Genomic DNA, 15,080 nt, shown 5'->3' on the forward strand with positions numbered 1-15,080 from the left:
GCCGGGGCCATCCTGACGGAGGGAGCCACCCGGCTGTGGCCCGCGACCCGCCGCGACACCGGCCGGGTCATCCGTTCGGGCCCCTCGCCGAGGCGCGCGCGCAGGGCGACCGACGCCGGACCAGTCGGCCCGAGCCGCCGACCGACCCGGCGAACCCTTCCCTTCACAGCACCCTCAGCCCGCGGGCGAAACCGCCAGGAGCAGCTTCCGCAGGGCGGGCATGCCGCCTTCCGCCAGCGCACGCCGCTGCCGGTCCGCCGGCGTTCCGTCCTGGAGGAGCCGGTGTACGAGGGAGCCCACTTCGCGGTGGTCGCCGCTGTCCTCCAGCGCGGGACCGATGTGGCGCAGGAGCATGCACAGGACGTCTCCGCTGCTGCGGCGACGCCCTTGCGGATCGACCAGGTAGCCGCCCAGACCGTGGCGGGCCGCGTGCCAGTTCGCGGCTTGCAGCAGCTCCGGCGGGCACGGGGCGGGAGGGGCTCCGGCCTTCTCCTCGGCGATGGCGACCTCGACCAGGGCGCGCACGATGCCCGCGAGCATGACGGCGTCGTCCGCCCGCAGCTGGACGTCCAGGCAGCGGATCTCCACGGTCGGGTAGCGGTCGGAGAGGCGGGCCTGCCAGTACAGCTGTCCGCGGTCGGCGATGACCCCGGAGGAGAGCAGGGCCTCTACCCGTTCCTCGTAGTCGGAGTACCCGTGGAAGTACGGCGGGAGGCCGCTGACGGGCCAGCGGCCGAAGACGATCGTCCGCCAGCTCGCGAACCCGGTGTCCCTCCCGTCCCACAGCGGCGAGTTCACCGACATCGCGAGCAGCGTCGGAAGCCAGACCCGGATGCGGTTCAGCACCGCCACGCCGGTCTCCGGATCAGGCACGGCCACGTGGACGTGCATCCCGCAGATCAGCTGCTCGTCCACCAGCTGCCGCGCCTCGTCCTCCATCTTGCGGTAGCGGGGCTTCGGTGTGACGGGGACGGGAGCCGTGTCCCTGACCGGGGCGGCAGCCGAGGCGAGGAGCCGACAGCCCCGTTCCTCGGCGGCGGAAGCGACCGCGTGCCGCAGCCGTAGGAGATGGCCCCCCACTTCCTCCAGCCCGCTACAGATCGGGGTGGCGACCTCGATCTGTGCCTGAAGGAGTTCGTCCTGGACCTCACCGTCCTCGGCCAGCGGCCCGACGCCCGCGATCCTGCGCACGTCGTCGACCCACGGCCGGGGAAGCGCGGTCGTCGGATCCACCAGTAGGTACTCTTCTTCGACGCCCAAAGTGATCACGCTCGACGACTACCCCTGATCTGCATGATCATCCAAAAATCGGACATACCGTCCCGTGGGCCGAACTCTTGCCGCGAGGTGGCCCGAAAGGTTCCGGGATCCCCTGAGCCCCCGGATCAGGACGACTCCCACGGAGGCGCGATCGCGCCGAGGTGTCGCTCCAGCCAGTCCGCCGCGGCCCGGCGGTAGAGCCGCCGGTTGTCCGCCCTCAGGAAGTCGTGCCCCTCGTTGCGGAGGGTCAGCTGTTCCGCGGGCACCCCCCGCTCACGTGCCGCTCGGACGAACTGCTCGGACTCGGTCGGCGGCACGTTGGTGTCGTGCTCCCCGTGGACGGTCAGCACCGGGGCGCGCAGTTGGTCGGCGCGGCTCATCGGGGACAGCGCGCGCAGGAGGTCCCGGTCGTGCTCGGGGTGGCCGTACTTGGCGGCGGCGGATTGCGCGATCCACGGCTCCGTACCGGCGAAGAACGAGGCGAAGTCCGACATCCCGCAGACGGCGACTCCGGCGCGGAAGAGGTCCGGGTGCCAGACCAGGGAGGCCATGGTGAGGTAGCCGCCGTACGAGCGCCCCATCACCCCCAGCCGCAGGGGGTCGGCGTACCCGAGCTCGACCACGTGCGCGGCGCAGTCGGCGACGTCGTCGATCGCCGCGAACCGGCCGGCGCCGAGGTCGGCGTCCACGAAGGACCGTCCCCAGCCGGAAGAGCCGCGGACGTCGGGGGCGAACACGTCCAGGCCCCTGCCGAGGAGCTCGTGGTAGAGCGGGTTGAAGACCGGCCGTTCCTGTTCCTCCGGGCCGCCGTGGAGGTGGATCACGCAGGGGGCCGGGCGGCCCGCGTCATGGTCCGGAGCCCGGTAGTACCAGCCGCCGAGCAGCAACCCGTCCCTGGAGCGGCAGCGCAGGGGCACGGGGCGTACGGGGGGCCGGCCGGGCGGGGCCGCGTCCTCGTCCCGGGCCGACCAGCCGGTGCGCAGCGGCGCGAAGCCGTCCGCCAGTTCCCAGATGCCGGGCCGTCGGCGCGAACCGGACAGGGCGACGAACGCTCCGCCGCCGCCCGCCGGTGAGATGCGGGTCACCACCTCGTGGGGCAGGACCGGCCGGTGGTGCGGTCCCACGGCGCCGTCCGCGTCCTGCGCGTCCGGCAGGCCCACGCCCTCCAGTTCGACGGCTCCGTGCACGTTCCAGGCGAGGTGGGCCCACCGACCGTGGTCGGGCACGCTGAGCAGGTCGAGGGCGGATGCCTCGCGCTCGGCCGCGACGGAGAGGTCCTGGCAGACGCCGTCCTCGTCCAGTCGAACCCGCAGCAGCGCCGCGAACTCCCGTTCCGCGTCGCTGCGCAACCACAGGGTTCGCGCGTCGGCCGAGAACCGGCCGATCCAGGGGTCGCCGTCGGCGACGTGGAGCGCGAAGGCGATGCGGCCGGAGGTGGTGTCGAGTACGAGCGCCTCCCGTCGGCCCCGCGGCCCGCGGCGCACCAGCGCGAGGCGTCCCTGCGGGCTTACGTCGCACACCCGCAGGGAGGCGGCTCCTTCCTCGGCGAAGAGGAAGGCCGGAGCGTCGGCGCCGTCCGGGTCGATCAGGTAGGCCGCGAGTCCGCCGCTCCGGACCGTACCGAGGTCCGGGACCGCGCCGAGGCCCGGGACCGTGGTCAGGTCCGGGACCGTACCGAGGTCCGGGACCGTAGTCAGGTCCGGGACCGTGGGCAGGCCCATGGCCGGCCCTCGGTGCGCGGGCCCGGGGGCCGGAACGTGGGCGCGCTGCGCGACGGCACGGTGTCGGTCGATCGGGGACGCGACGGCACGGTGTCGGTCGGCCGGGGACGCGACGGCACGCTGTCGGTCGGCCGGGGATGCGGCGGCTCCGCCCAGCAGGGCCGCCGGCCCGTCGCGTTCGGCCCATGCCGGCTCGGGCGCCGCGCCCGCCCCGGGTGCTCCGTCGACGGTGTCCGGAAGGAGGTGTCCGGCCCCCGTGTGCTCCGCGCCCGCACCGGAGGCTTGGGCGACCGTGACGGCCAGGGCCGCGCCGTCCCGGGTCCAGCAGCCCAGGTGCGCGGAGCCACCCGGCTCGGCGCCCGCGAGGACCCGCCGCCCGGTGCCGTCCGGGCGCACCACGAGTACGCGGGTGTGCTCCCCGCCGCCCGGCGCCGAGGTGTAAGCGATCCAGCGCCCGTCGGGGGACCAGGACACCTCGATCACCGGGTCGGGGCCACCGTCGAGAACGTGGGCCTCGTCCCCCCGGGCCGGCCCGCTCCACAGCTGCGGGACGCCCGCCCGGTCGCAGATGAACGCCACGCGCTCGCCGGTGGGGTCGGCCGAGGGGTACCAGCAGCCGTGGACGGTGAGGAGGGTCGGCGGGTCTCCCCCGCCGTGGTCGGGCATCCGAACCGGTACGGGGGCCGGCAGCGGCTGGGACGCGGTCGCCTCGGCTTCCATGACCCCAGCGTCCCCGGTGGCCGGGGCGGCCGCCTCTGGAGCGGCGACCCCCTGGGGACCGCCGGCGCCGTCCGGGCCGTCGCGCCGGGCCGTTGCGGCCCCGGACTGCGGTGACGTCGTGCGATCCAAGGGCATGTCCGCCTCTCCGGCCCGTGGTTCGAGGGGCCTTGCCTCGCGAGGTCTGGCCCTGCCGCCCTGATCCGTCTTGAGCCGTGGCGGGCAGGCATATGTGGCACCTGCCCGCTGGGGCATCGCCCAAGCCGACGCGCCGTGATGGCCTGACGGCGGATGGCCTTTCTGGTCGTTGACATCACCCGACTGGCTCCGGCAGAGATGTCGGGGAAAATACCGGCGCAGATATCGGCGGACGGCCTTCGACGGCACCGTCGTTCGCAAGCGTCGCGCCGACCGGAGCGCCCTACGCTCGCCTTCCGCCGCCCGCCGAACCGGTTGGCCTTTCGAGGCTCATACAGCTCGGGAAGCTCCGGAAGCTCATGGGTGTGATGCGGGCAGGCTCGGGTACGCGCACGATGGCATGAAGGCACACCCGTCGATGAAAGGTTCGTCATGCCTCGTGGATCCAGCCAGAAGCGCGAACGACAGTACGAGCACATCAAGGAATCCGGCGAGGAGCGCGGCATGTCCGAAGGGCGCGCGAAGGAGATGGCCTCCCGCACCGTGAACAAGGAACGTGCCCGGTCCGGCGAGAGCAAGACCGCGAGTCGCAGTTCCACGCAGGGCAAGTCCGCCTCGCAGCGCGGTGGTGAGAAGTCCCGCAGCGGTGGCGGCTCGTCCGAACGCACCAAGGACGAGCTCTACCAGGAAGCGAAGAAGCGCGGGATCGAGGGCCGCTCGACCATGAACAAGCAGCAGCTCAAGAGCGCTCTGGGGAGTTGACCCGCGCCTGACGGAACGGCGGCCCGCGGAGGGCCGCCCGGTCCGCGCCGGTGCCGACGTCCAGGCCCGGCCGTGCGTCGCGGCTCTCCCCGCACATCTGCGCAGGAGGATCAGTTCCATGGCTGTCCGTCACCAGTACGGCGAGGTGCTCCGTGCCTGACGCGGTGGTGATCGGCGCCGGCCCCAACGGGCTCGTCGCCGCGAACCTGCTGGTCGACGCCGGATGGAGCGTGGAGGTCCTGGAAGCGCAGGACGAGCCCGGCGGAGCGGTGCGCAGCGACCGGGGTGTCCACCCCGACTACGTTTCGGACCTGTTCAGCGCCTTCTACCCGCTCGCGGCCGCCTCCCCCGTGCTCGCCCGACTCGGCCTCGCCGCGGAGGGGCTGCGCTGGAGCCACGCCCCCTCCGTGCTGGCCCATCCGCTGCTCGACGGCCGGTGCGCGGTCCTGGAGCGCCGGGTGCGGGACACCTGCTCCGGGCTGGCCGGCTTCGCCGCTGCCGACGCCGACGCCTGGGAGAACATGTACCGGACGTGGAGCCTGCTCGGGCCGGACATCGTCCAGGCCTTGTTCACCCCTTTCCCGCCGGTGCGCTCCGGCCTGCGGCTGGCCGCGAAGCTCCGCGCCTCCGGAGGGCTGCGGCTGGCCCGGCAACTGGCCCTGCCCGTGCGCCGTCTGGGTGAGGAGGAGTTCGCCGGGGACGGTGGCCGGCTCCTGCTGGCCGGTAACGCCCTCCACGCGGATCTGGCCCCCGAGGCGGCGGGCAGCGGCGGCTTCGGCTGGCTGATGTCCATGCTCGGCCAGAGCCACGGCTTCCCTGTACCGGTGGGCGGGGCCGGCGCCCTCACGGCGGCGCTCGTGAGCCGTCTGCGCCGCCGGGGCGGAGTGCTGCGCTGCGCGGAAAGGGTCACGTCCGTCGTCGTACGCGCAGGCACCGCGGTCGGCGTCGTGACGGCCGGCGGCGAAAGCGTCGAGGCGCGGCGGGCCGTGCTCGCCGACACCTCTGCGCCGGCCCTGTACCGCGAGCTCGTCGGCGAGGAACACCTCCCGTCGCGCCTCGTGCGGGACCTGGAACGGTTCCAGTGGGACTTCGCGACCTTCAAGATCGACTGGGCACTGACGGGTCCGGTGCCCTGGACCGCGGCGGCGGCTTCCGGCGCCGGTACGGTCCACCTGGCCGACGGCGTCGACGGCTTGACCCGGTTCGCCGCACAGATCGCCACAGGGCACGTCCCCGATGAGCCGTTCGTGCTGTTCGGCCAGATGACCACCGCGGATCCCAGCCGCTCGCCCGCCGGTACGGAATCGGCCTGGGCCTACACCCATCTGCCGCAGCGCATCACCTCCGACGCCGGCTCCGACGGCATCACCGGCCGGTGGGACGCCCGTGAGCAGGAGGCCATGGCCGACCGCGTCGAAGCCCAGGTCGAACGCTACGCACCGGGCTTCCGTGCGCTCGTCCGTGCCCGCCGGATCCTGGCCCCCACCACCCTCCAGGCCATGGACGAGAACCTCCACGGGGGCGCCATCAACAACGGCACCACCGCTCTCCACCAACAGTTGGTCTTCCGCCCCACCCCGGGCACCGGCCGCCCCGAGACTCCCGTGAAGAACCTCTACCTCGCCTCCGCCGCCGCACACCCCGGAGGCGGCGTCCACGGCGCACCCGGCGCGAACGCCGCCCGGGCCGCCCTGCGGCGGCACGGGCCGCACACGATCCTCCACCGCGCCCAGCGCGTCTGAGCGGCCGCCGCGACGGAGTGAACAAGGGGGAACACCGGGGAACACCGGGGAACACGCCCGAGGTGTCAGCGGCGGCGCCGGGCGTCCTCGTCGGCGCGGCCACCGCTGCCCAGCAGGCCGGTCGCCTTGAGGGGCGACCGGCGGGCCACGCGGGGCAGCTCGAACCGGGAGAACCGGGTGACGATCGGCGGAAGGGCGGCCCTCACCGGCTGCACGGCACGGAGCCAGGCAGGTGCGTAAACGGCCGGCCGGCGGCGTTCCACCGCGGTAACCAGCCGCGCCGCCACCTGCTCGGCCGGGTGGACCTTGCGGGCGGGCGGCGGCATGTGGGCGCGCAGTTCGCGCAGGGCCGCGTGCCGGTCGCCGTCGCGGATCATCTCGGTGTCCGTCCAGTTGACGTAGGCGACACCGACGCCCACTCCCTGGTGGGCCAGCTCGGCGCGCAGGGAGTGCGCGAAGGCCTCGGCGCCGGCCTTCGAGGCACAGTACGAGCTCATCAACGGCGTGGCGCTCAGTGCTGCCAGCGAGCCGACCTGCAAGTAGTAACCGCGCGTCTCCAGGAGTGCGGGAAGGAAGGAGCGTGCTGTGACGGCACTGCCGATGAGGTTCACCTCGATGACGCGGCGCCACACGTCGGGAGGCGAGTCGGCGAAGGAGCCGCCCGCGGCCACGCCCGCGTTGGCCACCACGGCGGAAACCGGCCCCAGGAGTGCACGGACCTCCCGGGCCGCCCGCGCCATGGCCTCGTCGTCGGTGACGTCCACCTCCCAGCAGGCGCAGTGGTGGCGCATCGTGCCCGCGACCTCTGCCAGCAGCGGCGCTTCCAGCCCCAGGAGAGCCACGCGCGCCCCGCGCCGGTCGAGTTCCCGGGCCATCGCCGCGCCGATTCCGCGCGCGGCGCCGGTGACCACGACGGTGCGGCCGCGCAGTGGCCGGCGTGGGTCTCCCATGGCGCCTCCTCGTCCGTGTGCGCCACACGGGCCCGGGGCAGCGCCGAGCCGGCCGGGCGGGATCAGGGCTTGAAGAGGATTTTGACCGCGCCGTCCTGCTTCTTCTGGAACATCTCGTACGCTGCCGGCGCGTCCGCGAGCGGCATGCGGTGGGTGGCGAAGCCCTCGACGCCCAGGGGGTCGTTGTCCGTGAGGAGCGGGAGGAGGTCGTCGACCCAGCGCCAGACGTTGGCCTGGCCCATGCGCAGCTGTATCTGCTTGTCGAACATGGTCAGCAGCGGCAAGGGGTCGGTCATGCCGCCGTAGACGCCCGACAGGGAGATGGTGCCGCCCCGGCGGACGAGGTCGATGGCCAGGTAGAGGGCGGAGAGGCGGTCCACCCCGGCGCGCTGCATCATCTTCGCCGCCAGCGCGTTCGGCAGCAGTGTCGTCATCTGCTGCATGCCCTTGGCCAGGGCGGCGCCGTGGGCTTCCATCCCGACGGCGTCGATGACGGAGTCCGGGCCTCGGCCGTCGGTGATCTCCCGCACGGCCTCGGTGATCTCGTCCCCGTACTCGTTCAGGTCGAAGGTGTGGACACCGTGGGCGTGGGCGCGCCGGAGGCGTTCCGGTACGAGGTCGATGCCGATGACCTTGCTCGCGCCGCGGTGAGCGGCGATACGGGTGGACATGTCCCCGATCGGGCCGAGCCCGAGGACGGCGACGGTGCCTGCGGGCGGTACGGCCGCGTAGTCAACGGCCTGCCACGCGGTGGGCAGGACGTCGGAGAGGTAGACGAACCGGTCGTCCGGCGGGCCCGGCGGGACGGCGATGGGGAGGGTGTTTCCGAAGGGAACGCGCAGGTATTCGGCCTGGCCGCCCGGGATTTGGCCGTAGAGCTTGGTGTAGCCGAAGAGGGACGCGCCGTTGCCGTGCTCGTGGACCTGCGTCGTCTCGCACTGCGAGTGCAGCCCCCGGTCGCACATGAAGCACGTGCCGCACGACACGTTGAAGGGGATGACGACGCGGTCTCCGGGGCGCAGGGCCGTCACCTCGGGGCCCACCTCCTCGACGATGCCCATGGGCTCGTGTCCGAGGATGTCTCCGGATTCGAGGAAGGGGCCGAGGACCTCGTACAGGTGCAGATCCGATCCGCACAGGCCGGTGCTCGTCACCTTGACGATGACGTCGGTGGGCTCCCGGATCGTGGGGTCCGGGACCGTGTCGACGCGGACGTCGCGCTTGCCGTGCCAGGTCAGTGCCTTCACGAGGTCACCTTCGTTCGGTTGCGTCGGAGGTGCTGGATCCCCCGCCCGGCGCAGGCCGTGTCCGCACCACGCTCGAACCGCTCGGCGAGCTGCCGAGCCGGTTCGCATCCGATGCACTGAGCGCTCCGGGTCACCACCGCGAGGGGGCTGGTTCCGTTCGGACCACGTCACGTGATGAGCACGATGGCGTAGGCGAGGAAGAACAGTGCGCAGAGCACGGCGACGACGCAGATCACGATGAGCGGACCTTTGCCCCAGCCGGGCTTCGGCCGGCGGTACGGGCCCGCACCGGAGGTGGTGCTCGCTTCGGCCGGCGGTGTCTCTCCGGGCGGCACACCACCACCGCGGTCGAGCCCTGGGAGACGCTCGGGGTCGGGGTCGGGGTTGTCGAAGGAGCTCATGTCGGTCTTCTTCCGTGGGTCCGGTCCTGCTGCTGGCGCCTACCCGGTGACCTCGAACCCATACCCGGCGAATCGACCGTCTCGTACACCGGCGGAAGGGGCGCGCCGCCCTCGGGCCGGGCGGGAAGTCCGCTACGTGTTCCTGCGCCGCGGACAGCTCCGCGCGGTCCCCCGCCGCGCGCCGGTGATTGCGCCCGGTGCGGCTGCGCGTAGCCGTCGCCGCCCGGCGGGACAGCCGAAGCACGCCGTATCGCCTCGCGCCGAAGCAGCAGGCCGGGCACCAGCCAGCAGAGCCCGAACCACAGCAGAAGCCCTCCGTCCAGGGCCAGCGCCACCCATGCGCCGAGTACCGTCCGCAGCACGATGAGCAGGGCCAGCGCGACCATCGCCAGCAGCAGGCACAGCCCGGCCGAAGTCAGCCGGGCGCCCCACACCACCGTCTCGGGTTTGACCCCGAGGCCGCTGACGAGCCGGTGGACGCACGCCGGAGCGATCAGGGCGCCCGTAGCGGCGGCGCCGAGCAGCACGCATGCCACATACATGTACTGGTCCAGGCGCCCCAGCTCCTGGAACGCCGGGGTGAAGGAAGCTGCCAGGAGGAACGCCAACAGGAGCTGCACTCCGGTCAGCGCGACCCGCACCTCGTGGAGCAGCTCGCACCACAAGCGGTCGGCACGTTCGTCGACGGTTTCCGTCCGATCGCCCGGACCAGGGCCTCTCGCGTCCACCTTGGCCTCCTCGGGACCGGGCCCGACACCGAGCCGCGTTTCGCGTGGCGCCTACCCGCCCAGGGCCTGCTCAGTCACGGACCGACCCTCCGCCGCCCTCCGGGGTCTGACGCTCACCCCCTCCTCCGGCTCGGGATCCGCTGGTGCCGCAGGACGGGGGGCCTTCGACGGCACCAGGGCGGGCTCGGCCCTTCGGCCGAGCCCGCCACGCCGGCTCCGCATCGGAGCCGGGCCCGTGTCACGCCGTTAGCGGCGCAGTGTCAGCAGGCCCGGCCGGTAGGGCCAAAGGCCGTAGTCGCCGTTGAAGCTGGGGTCGCGACCCTGGTAGAGCAACTGCAGATTGCAGGGGTCGACGGTCATGGTCTGGTCGGGGCCGGTGCGGATCAGTTCGCCGTGGCTGATGTCGTTGGTCCAGGTGGCGCCGCTGTTGGCCTTGCCGGCGAAGGGGTTGCTCTCGGTCGCGGCCTGGGGTGTCCATGAGCCGCTCAGACTGGTGGCCGTGAACGAGCGGAAGTAGCGGCCCTGCGAGCCGTCCGCCTCGACGATCATGAGGTAGCGCTCCTGGCCCTGGAGCTTGTAGACCTGCGGGGCTTCGAACAGGTTGTTCGTCGTGTCGCTCATGATCGTCGTGTAGGACGAGCCGAAGCTGCTCGGGAAGTTCCCGATCGGCATGCTGGCCCGGTAGATCTTGCCGTTGTCGCCGGCGAAGAACAGGTACATGTTCGTGGCGTCACCGATGAGCGTCTGGTCGATGGGTCCGGTCCCGGAGCCGGTGATGCTTCCGGAGAAGAGCACCTGCTGTGATGACCACCCATTGGGGTTGGTGGGGTCGCTCGACGTCCGGTAGGAGAAGGCGCTCCCGCCGCCCCACTGGTAGGTGAGCACCCAGATGTTCTTCGGTGCGAAGTAGAAGAGCGTGGGTGCGACGGTGGCGTTCGACATCGCGTTCTGGCTGGCCGAGGACATCTCCGACCAGTTGGTGAACAGACCGAAGTTCATCGAACCCCAGCTCTTCCCCGTGTCGTGCGTCGTCGCGTAGACGAGCTGCTTGCCGTTGTAGGGGACGACGGTGAAGTCCTTGAGCGAGGCCCATCCCGGCTTGGGCTGCGCCAGCGGGCCCGTCGATGTCCAGCGGTACGTCGACGGAAGATCACACGGGCCGGGGTTGCCGCCGCCGACCGGGACGAGCTGCCACTGCTGGTTGTTGCCACCCCAGTCGTCGTACTGGACGATGTTCGCGTTGTCGGCGGTGGAGGCGCCCTGTACTTCGAGGGCCTTGTTGCTGTGACGCGCGATGAACCTCACGTAGCCTCCCGAGCTGTCGGCCAGCCGCCACTGCTGGTTGGTGGCGTTCAGGTCGGCCCACTGGACGATCGAGCCCCCGTTGGCGGTGGACCCGTTGTGGACGTCCAGCACCTTGCCGGAGTGGCGGGACTTGATGCGGTAGTAGCCGCCGCCGGAGTCGACGAACTGCCACAGCTGCTGGTTCTGGTCGTTCCTGGTCCACTGGGTGATGCGCGCGCCGTCGTTGGTCGCCAGGTTGTAGACGTCCAGGGCCTTGCCGCTGTTGCGGTTGACCAGCGCGTACGAGGCGTTGGGGTCAACGGTCGCCGCGGCGGCGGGCTGGGCACTGAGGAGCGTAGCCCCGAGCAGCAACGACGAAAGGGCCGCGAGTACGAGTCTCAGGACCCGGGGTGGATGGCGAAACCACATCAGAAGAGCTCCTTTGGGGGGTGGGGGTGAGGTGACCCCGGCGCACCGCGGAGCGGCCGCGTCGGGGGGTCTGGGACGGGATAGGTGTGAAGGCGGCCGCACATGCCGAAGAGTTGGTGCTCCGGACGCTCCAGTCGTGACACTTCGCCGTGGCCGAGGTGAGAGAGGTCTCCGGCCTTCAGCCGTTCCAGCTGAAGGCCGGTCGCGGCGGCTGCGGCCAGGGGGCCGTCACGCCAGCGGATCCACCAGGCGTCCAGGAGGTCGCTCTTCAGGCAGTGGGCCGCGATGTGGAACTCCCGCAGTCCGCCTTCGCGCAAGGCCAGGAAACCCTCCAGTGCCAGGTCGCGGCGGCGGCGCGCTGCCGCGGCCCCGTCGCCGGTCAGGGCGGCCGCCGCCCGGTAGGCGTGGGGATCGGCCAGCACAGGAGCGGGGAAGGTGAAGACGGCGTCGCCTGCCTCGGGGAGTCCGCTGTTCTGCATGAGCACCACGAGGCGCAGGCCGCCGCCGTTGACGAGGCGGTGGATCGTGCCGGGGGTGAACCAGACGACGTCGCCGGGGTGCAGCGGGGTGTCGGCGAAGCCGGAGGTGGTGAGGGTCTGGACGCTGCCCGCGCCGCCGATGACGACGTAGGCTTCGGAGCAGACGAGGTGCATGTGGGGTGCGCCGCCGCACAGCCCGTCGGCGGCCTCCCAGTCGTACACGGTCAGCTCGGAGATCCCCACGCTGCCGGGGAGCCGGGTCACCACGGGTGTTCCGCGATATGGCGGGACAGGCGCCCGGGGGTCCATGCGCCGTCGGCCACGACGATCCGGTAGCGGCGCGACAGGGTGTCGCCCGGGGGCAGCGGAAGTTCCTTGTCGAACGCCAGGGACGGGTTGACGGCGGGGATGGGCTCACTGCGGACGAACCAGTGGCAGGGGGCGTCCGGATCGTCCAGGAACAGGAGCGTGGAGGAGCGGTCCACCTCGTCGTGCGTGCCGATGAAGGCCAACCAGTCGCCCTGCTCGCCCATCGCGGGGCCGATCACCTCGCCGCCGGTGAAGTCGCGCGGGCCGCGCCAGAACAGACCGGAGTATCCGGCGAGCTTCCTGCCCTGGGTGCCGGGGCTGCCGAACATCAGATCGGCGTCCAGGACGTTGGTCAGCGCGGTGGTGACGTCCAGGGTCCAGGAGTCGGCCTCGACGTCGCGTGCGGTCAGCGTGCGGCGCTCGTCGATCCAGTGTTCCCCCGCCATCGTGTGCCAGGCCAGGTCCTCGGTGATCACGGTGCGGCCCTGACCTGTTTCGGCGGACACGGTGAGGCTGCGCATCGTGCCGAGGTTCGGCAGGTCTACGTAGCCCTGGCCGCGCAGGTAGGTGCCACCGCCCCAGAAGTTCTGCCCCGACACCCACGACGCCGTGATCTGGATGCCCTTGTGCCAGCGGTGGTCGTGCGGCCGGTACCCGGTGACCACGTCGCCGGCGAGCGTGCGCACCGGATGCAGGTAGGGCTTCGGCGCCTCGAAGGGGTCCGTGACCGGCCGGTGCACATACCGGAAGAGGTCGACGCCGCGAGCTCGGACGGTCAGCGAGTCCTCGCCCTCGCGGAGTTCGAACGTCATCGGAACACCCCCGGACGCCCCCCGTTGAGCGAGCCGTAGAACGGGTCGGCCGCGTCGATCTCGCCGCGCCGGACCGGCAGCCCGGTGATCGCGGCCTTGTACAAGGCGGTCACCAGTTCCATGGTGGACCGGCCGAGGTCGGGCCGGATCCCCGCGTCGTAACCGTCGAGGAAGGCCGCGAGCTGGGCGGAGTGCGAGCTGGGCAGGTCGCCCGGCGGCTCCCACTTCACGCCGGACGACCCGGTGGTGAACGTCCAGTCCGCGTTGGAGTAGCCGTACAGGTGCCGCAGTTCGACCGTGGCGTCGGTGAGATCGAACCGCAGGTAGCTCTCCTCGCGTGGGGAGAGGACACTGTTGACGACCGTCGCGATGGCTCCGTTCTCGAACCGGACCAGGGCCGCGGACACGTCCTCGGTCTGCACGTCGCGCTCCAGGCGGCCGGCCATCGCGCGGACCTCGGCCCATTCGCCGAGCACCGCGAGCATCAGGTCCATCTGGTGGATGCCGTGGCCCAGCGTCGGGCCACCGCCCTCGCTCTCCCACGTGCCGCGCCACGGGACGTCGTAGTAGGCGTCGTCGCGGTACCACGCCGTGACGCACTGCGCGACCAGAGGACGGCCCAGCGTCCCGGCCGCCATCCGATCGCGCAGGTACCGGACCCCCGTGCCGTACCTGTGCTGGAACACCCCGCCCGCGACGGCGGGCCCTTCGGCGGCACGGATCCGGTCGAGCTCGGCCAGGGACAACGCCACCGGCTTCTCGCACCACACCCACGCCCCCGCCTCCAGGCAGGCCACGGCCTGCTCGGCGTGCAGGAACGGAGGCGTGCACAAGTGCACGAGGTCCGGCCTCTGCTCGTCGAGCATCGTGTGCAGGTCGGTGTAGACCGCGGGAATGCCGTGTTCGGCCGCGAACGCCTCGGCGCGCAAGGCGTCCACGTCGACGGCTGCCACGATCACGGCCCGGTGCGCCTGCGCCCGGAGGGCGGGAACGTGAGCGATGCCCGCGATCCCGCCCGTTCCGACGATCGCCGTTCTGATCATCCGCCCAGCACCTCCTTGATCGAGTAGTAGGCGGGCTTGGGCAGCAGGTTCTCGTCGTAGGGCAGCGCCGCGCCCTCACCGGGGAAGACGGAGGGGATCCACGAGTACTTGTCGGTGTAGTCCCAGATGGTGACGCCGACGCACTTCTTGACCGCCAGGCAGGCCTTGACGTAGTCGGCGTACCAGGTGGCCTGGGTGGCGAGCATCGAAGGGGTCGCGGGGAGGGCCATCCGGATGTCGAGCTCGGTGACCGCGACGTCGACCCCGAGGTCGGCGAAGCGCTGCATGTTCTGCTGGACGTCGCCGGGGAAGCCGTACTGGAGCGCCAGGTGGCCCTGGATGCCGAAGCCCTCCACCGGGACCCCGTCGGCCTTCAACTGCTTGATCAGGGTGTAATAGGCGTCGCTCTTGGGGCCGATGCCGTCGACGTTGTAGTCGTTGAGGTACAGCTTGGCGTGCCGGTCGGCCTCGTGGGCCCAGCGCAGGGCGTCGGCGATGTAGCCGGGGCCGAGCGTCTTGTAGAAGAGCGATTCGCGGTAGGTGCCGTCCTCGTTGAAGGCCTCGTTGACGACGTCCCAGTGGATCACCTGGCCCTTGAAGTGCCGGACCTCCGTCTGGATGTGGTTCTTGAGGACGGCGCGCAGCTCGTCGGCGCTCCAGGTGCCCTCGGTGAGCCATGCCGGGAGCTGGTTGTGCCAAATGAGGGTGTGGCCGCGGACCTTCTGGTGGTGGGCCTTGGCGAAATCGACGACCTCGTCGGCGGCGGTGAAGTCGAAGACGCCGCGCTCGGGCTCGGTGGCGTACCACTTCATGGCATTGCCGGGGGTGGTCTGCCCGAATTCGCTGCCGAGGAGCTTCAGATAGGCGGCGTCGGTGAACTCGGGGTTGTCGGTGGCGGAGCCGAAGTACTTGTGGTGCTTCTTGGCCAGTTCGCCGAGCGTCCGGGGACGGGGCTCGGCGGCCGCGGGCGCGACGGCGAGACCGGCCGCGAGGCAGACGGCGGCGGACAGTGCGGTGAGAATCCGGGGCATGGACGTGGATATGGACTTCGACATGGA

General features: G+C 71.7%; 13 protein-coding genes. 2 read left to right on the forward strand and 11 right to left on the reverse strand.

Going from position 1 to position 15,080, the window contains the following annotated elements:
* Positions 1-174 precede the first annotated feature (174 nt).
* Positions 175-1,269: a glutamate--cysteine ligase gene (locus tag J7E97_RS27605; RefSeq protein WP_215032651.1), complete on the reverse strand. Its 1,095-nt coding sequence runs from the start codon at positions 1,267-1,269 to the stop codon at positions 175-177.
* A gap of 116 nt (positions 1,270-1,385) precedes the next feature.
* Complete coding sequence (locus J7E97_RS27610; protein WP_215032654.1) at positions 1,386-3,701, reverse strand: prolyl oligopeptidase family serine peptidase; 2,316 nt, start codon at positions 3,699-3,701, stop codon at positions 1,386-1,388.
* Between the two features lie 567 nt (positions 3,702-4,268).
* On the opposite strand from J7E97_RS27610, the gene J7E97_RS27615 reads away from it, so the two are divergent.
* Positions 4,269-4,598 (forward strand): plasmid stabilization protein, encoded by a 330-nt coding sequence (locus J7E97_RS27615; protein WP_215032657.1) that lies wholly within the window; start codon positions 4,269-4,271, stop codon positions 4,596-4,598.
* A gap of 152 nt (positions 4,599-4,750) precedes the next feature.
* On the forward strand, positions 4,751-6,340 hold the full coding sequence (locus J7E97_RS27620) for an NAD(P)/FAD-dependent oxidoreductase (protein ID WP_215032660.1): 1,590 nt from the start codon (positions 4,751-4,753) through the stop codon (positions 6,338-6,340).
* Positions 6,341-6,405: 65 nt separating this feature from the next.
* Here the strand turns inward: J7E97_RS27620 and J7E97_RS27625 are convergent, their stop codons facing one another.
* The 9 genes from J7E97_RS27625 to J7E97_RS27665 all read right to left on the reverse strand — a co-directional run bounded on the left by J7E97_RS27625 (position 6,406) and on the right by J7E97_RS27665 (position 15,053).
* A complete protein-coding gene (locus J7E97_RS27625) occupies positions 6,406-7,290 on the reverse strand; it encodes an SDR family oxidoreductase (protein ID WP_215032663.1) in 885 nt (294 codons plus the stop codon).
* A gap of 62 nt (positions 7,291-7,352) precedes the next feature.
* Positions 7,353-8,537, reverse strand: a complete 1,185-nt coding sequence (locus tag J7E97_RS27630; protein ID WP_215032666.1) for a zinc-dependent alcohol dehydrogenase — start codon at positions 8,535-8,537, stop codon at positions 7,353-7,355.
* 167 nt (positions 8,538-8,704) lie between these two features.
* Entirely contained in the window at positions 8,705-8,938 is a 234-nt protein-coding gene (locus tag J7E97_RS27635; protein ID WP_215032669.1) for a DUF6480 family protein, read from the reverse strand.
* Positions 8,935-9,666: a DUF6328 family protein gene (locus J7E97_RS36870; protein ID WP_215032671.1), complete on the reverse strand. Its 732-nt coding sequence runs from the start codon at positions 9,664-9,666 to the stop codon at positions 8,935-8,937. Before J7E97_RS36870 ends, J7E97_RS27635 begins: the two co-directional genes overlap by 4 nt.
* Before the next feature lie 246 nt (positions 9,667-9,912).
* A complete protein-coding gene (locus J7E97_RS27645; protein WP_215032674.1) occupies positions 9,913-11,379 on the reverse strand; it encodes a non-reducing end alpha-L-arabinofuranosidase family hydrolase in 1,467 nt (488 codons plus the stop codon).
* The gene (locus J7E97_RS27650; protein ID WP_374224255.1) at positions 11,379-12,122 is read right to left on the reverse strand and encodes a cupin domain-containing protein; all 744 of its coding nucleotides are present in this window, start codon (positions 12,120-12,122) and stop codon (positions 11,379-11,381) included. The genes J7E97_RS27645 and J7E97_RS27650 overlap by 1 nt, the downstream gene beginning before the upstream one ends.
* Entirely contained in the window at positions 12,119-12,979 is an 861-nt protein-coding gene (locus J7E97_RS27655; protein ID WP_215032678.1) for a PmoA family protein, read from the reverse strand. Before J7E97_RS27655 ends, J7E97_RS27650 begins: the two co-directional genes overlap by 4 nt.
* A complete protein-coding gene (locus J7E97_RS27660; protein ID WP_215032680.1) occupies positions 12,976-14,022 on the reverse strand; it encodes a Gfo/Idh/MocA family protein in 1,047 nt (348 codons plus the stop codon). The genes J7E97_RS27655 and J7E97_RS27660 overlap by 4 nt, the downstream gene beginning before the upstream one ends.
* The gene (locus J7E97_RS27665; protein WP_374224257.1) at positions 14,019-15,053 is read right to left on the reverse strand and encodes an endo-1,4-beta-xylanase; all 1,035 of its coding nucleotides are present in this window, start codon (positions 15,051-15,053) and stop codon (positions 14,019-14,021) included. The genes J7E97_RS27660 and J7E97_RS27665 overlap by 4 nt, the downstream gene beginning before the upstream one ends.
* Between the last annotated feature and the right edge of the window lie 27 nt (positions 15,054-15,080).

This window comes from Streptomyces sp. ISL-66, from assembly GCF_018614135.1.
GTDB lineage: Bacteria > Actinomycetota > Actinomycetes > Streptomycetales > Streptomycetaceae > Streptomyces.

Excerpts from the sequence above, each read along its gene's own strand:
- J7E97_RS27660 (WP_215032680.1), bottom strand. The coding sequence starts at position 14,022 with ATGATCAGAACGGCGATCGTCGGAACGGGCGGGATCGCGGGCATCGCT.
- J7E97_RS27610 (WP_215032654.1), bottom strand. The coding sequence starts at position 3,701 with ATGGAAGCCGAGGCGACCGCGTCCCAGCCGCTGCCGGCCCCCGTACCG.
- J7E97_RS27615 (WP_215032657.1), top strand. The coding sequence starts at position 4,269 with ATGCCTCGTGGATCCAGCCAGAAGCGCGAACGACAGTACGAGCACATC.
- J7E97_RS27665 (WP_374224257.1), bottom strand. The coding sequence starts at position 15,053 with ATGCCCCGGATTCTCACCGCACTGTCCGCCGCCGTCTGCCTCGCGGCC.
- J7E97_RS27645 (WP_215032674.1), bottom strand. The coding sequence starts at position 11,379 with ATGTGGTTTCGCCATCCACCCCGGGTCCTGAGACTCGTACTCGCGGCC.
- J7E97_RS27625 (WP_215032663.1), bottom strand. The coding sequence starts at position 7,290 with ATGGGAGACCCACGCCGGCCACTGCGCGGCCGCACCGTCGTGGTCACC.
- J7E97_RS27655 (WP_215032678.1), bottom strand. The coding sequence starts at position 12,979 with ATGACGTTCGAACTCCGCGAGGGCGAGGACTCGCTGACCGTCCGAGCT.
- J7E97_RS27635 (WP_215032669.1), bottom strand. The coding sequence starts at position 8,938 with ATGAGCTCCTTCGACAACCCCGACCCCGACCCCGAGCGTCTCCCAGGG.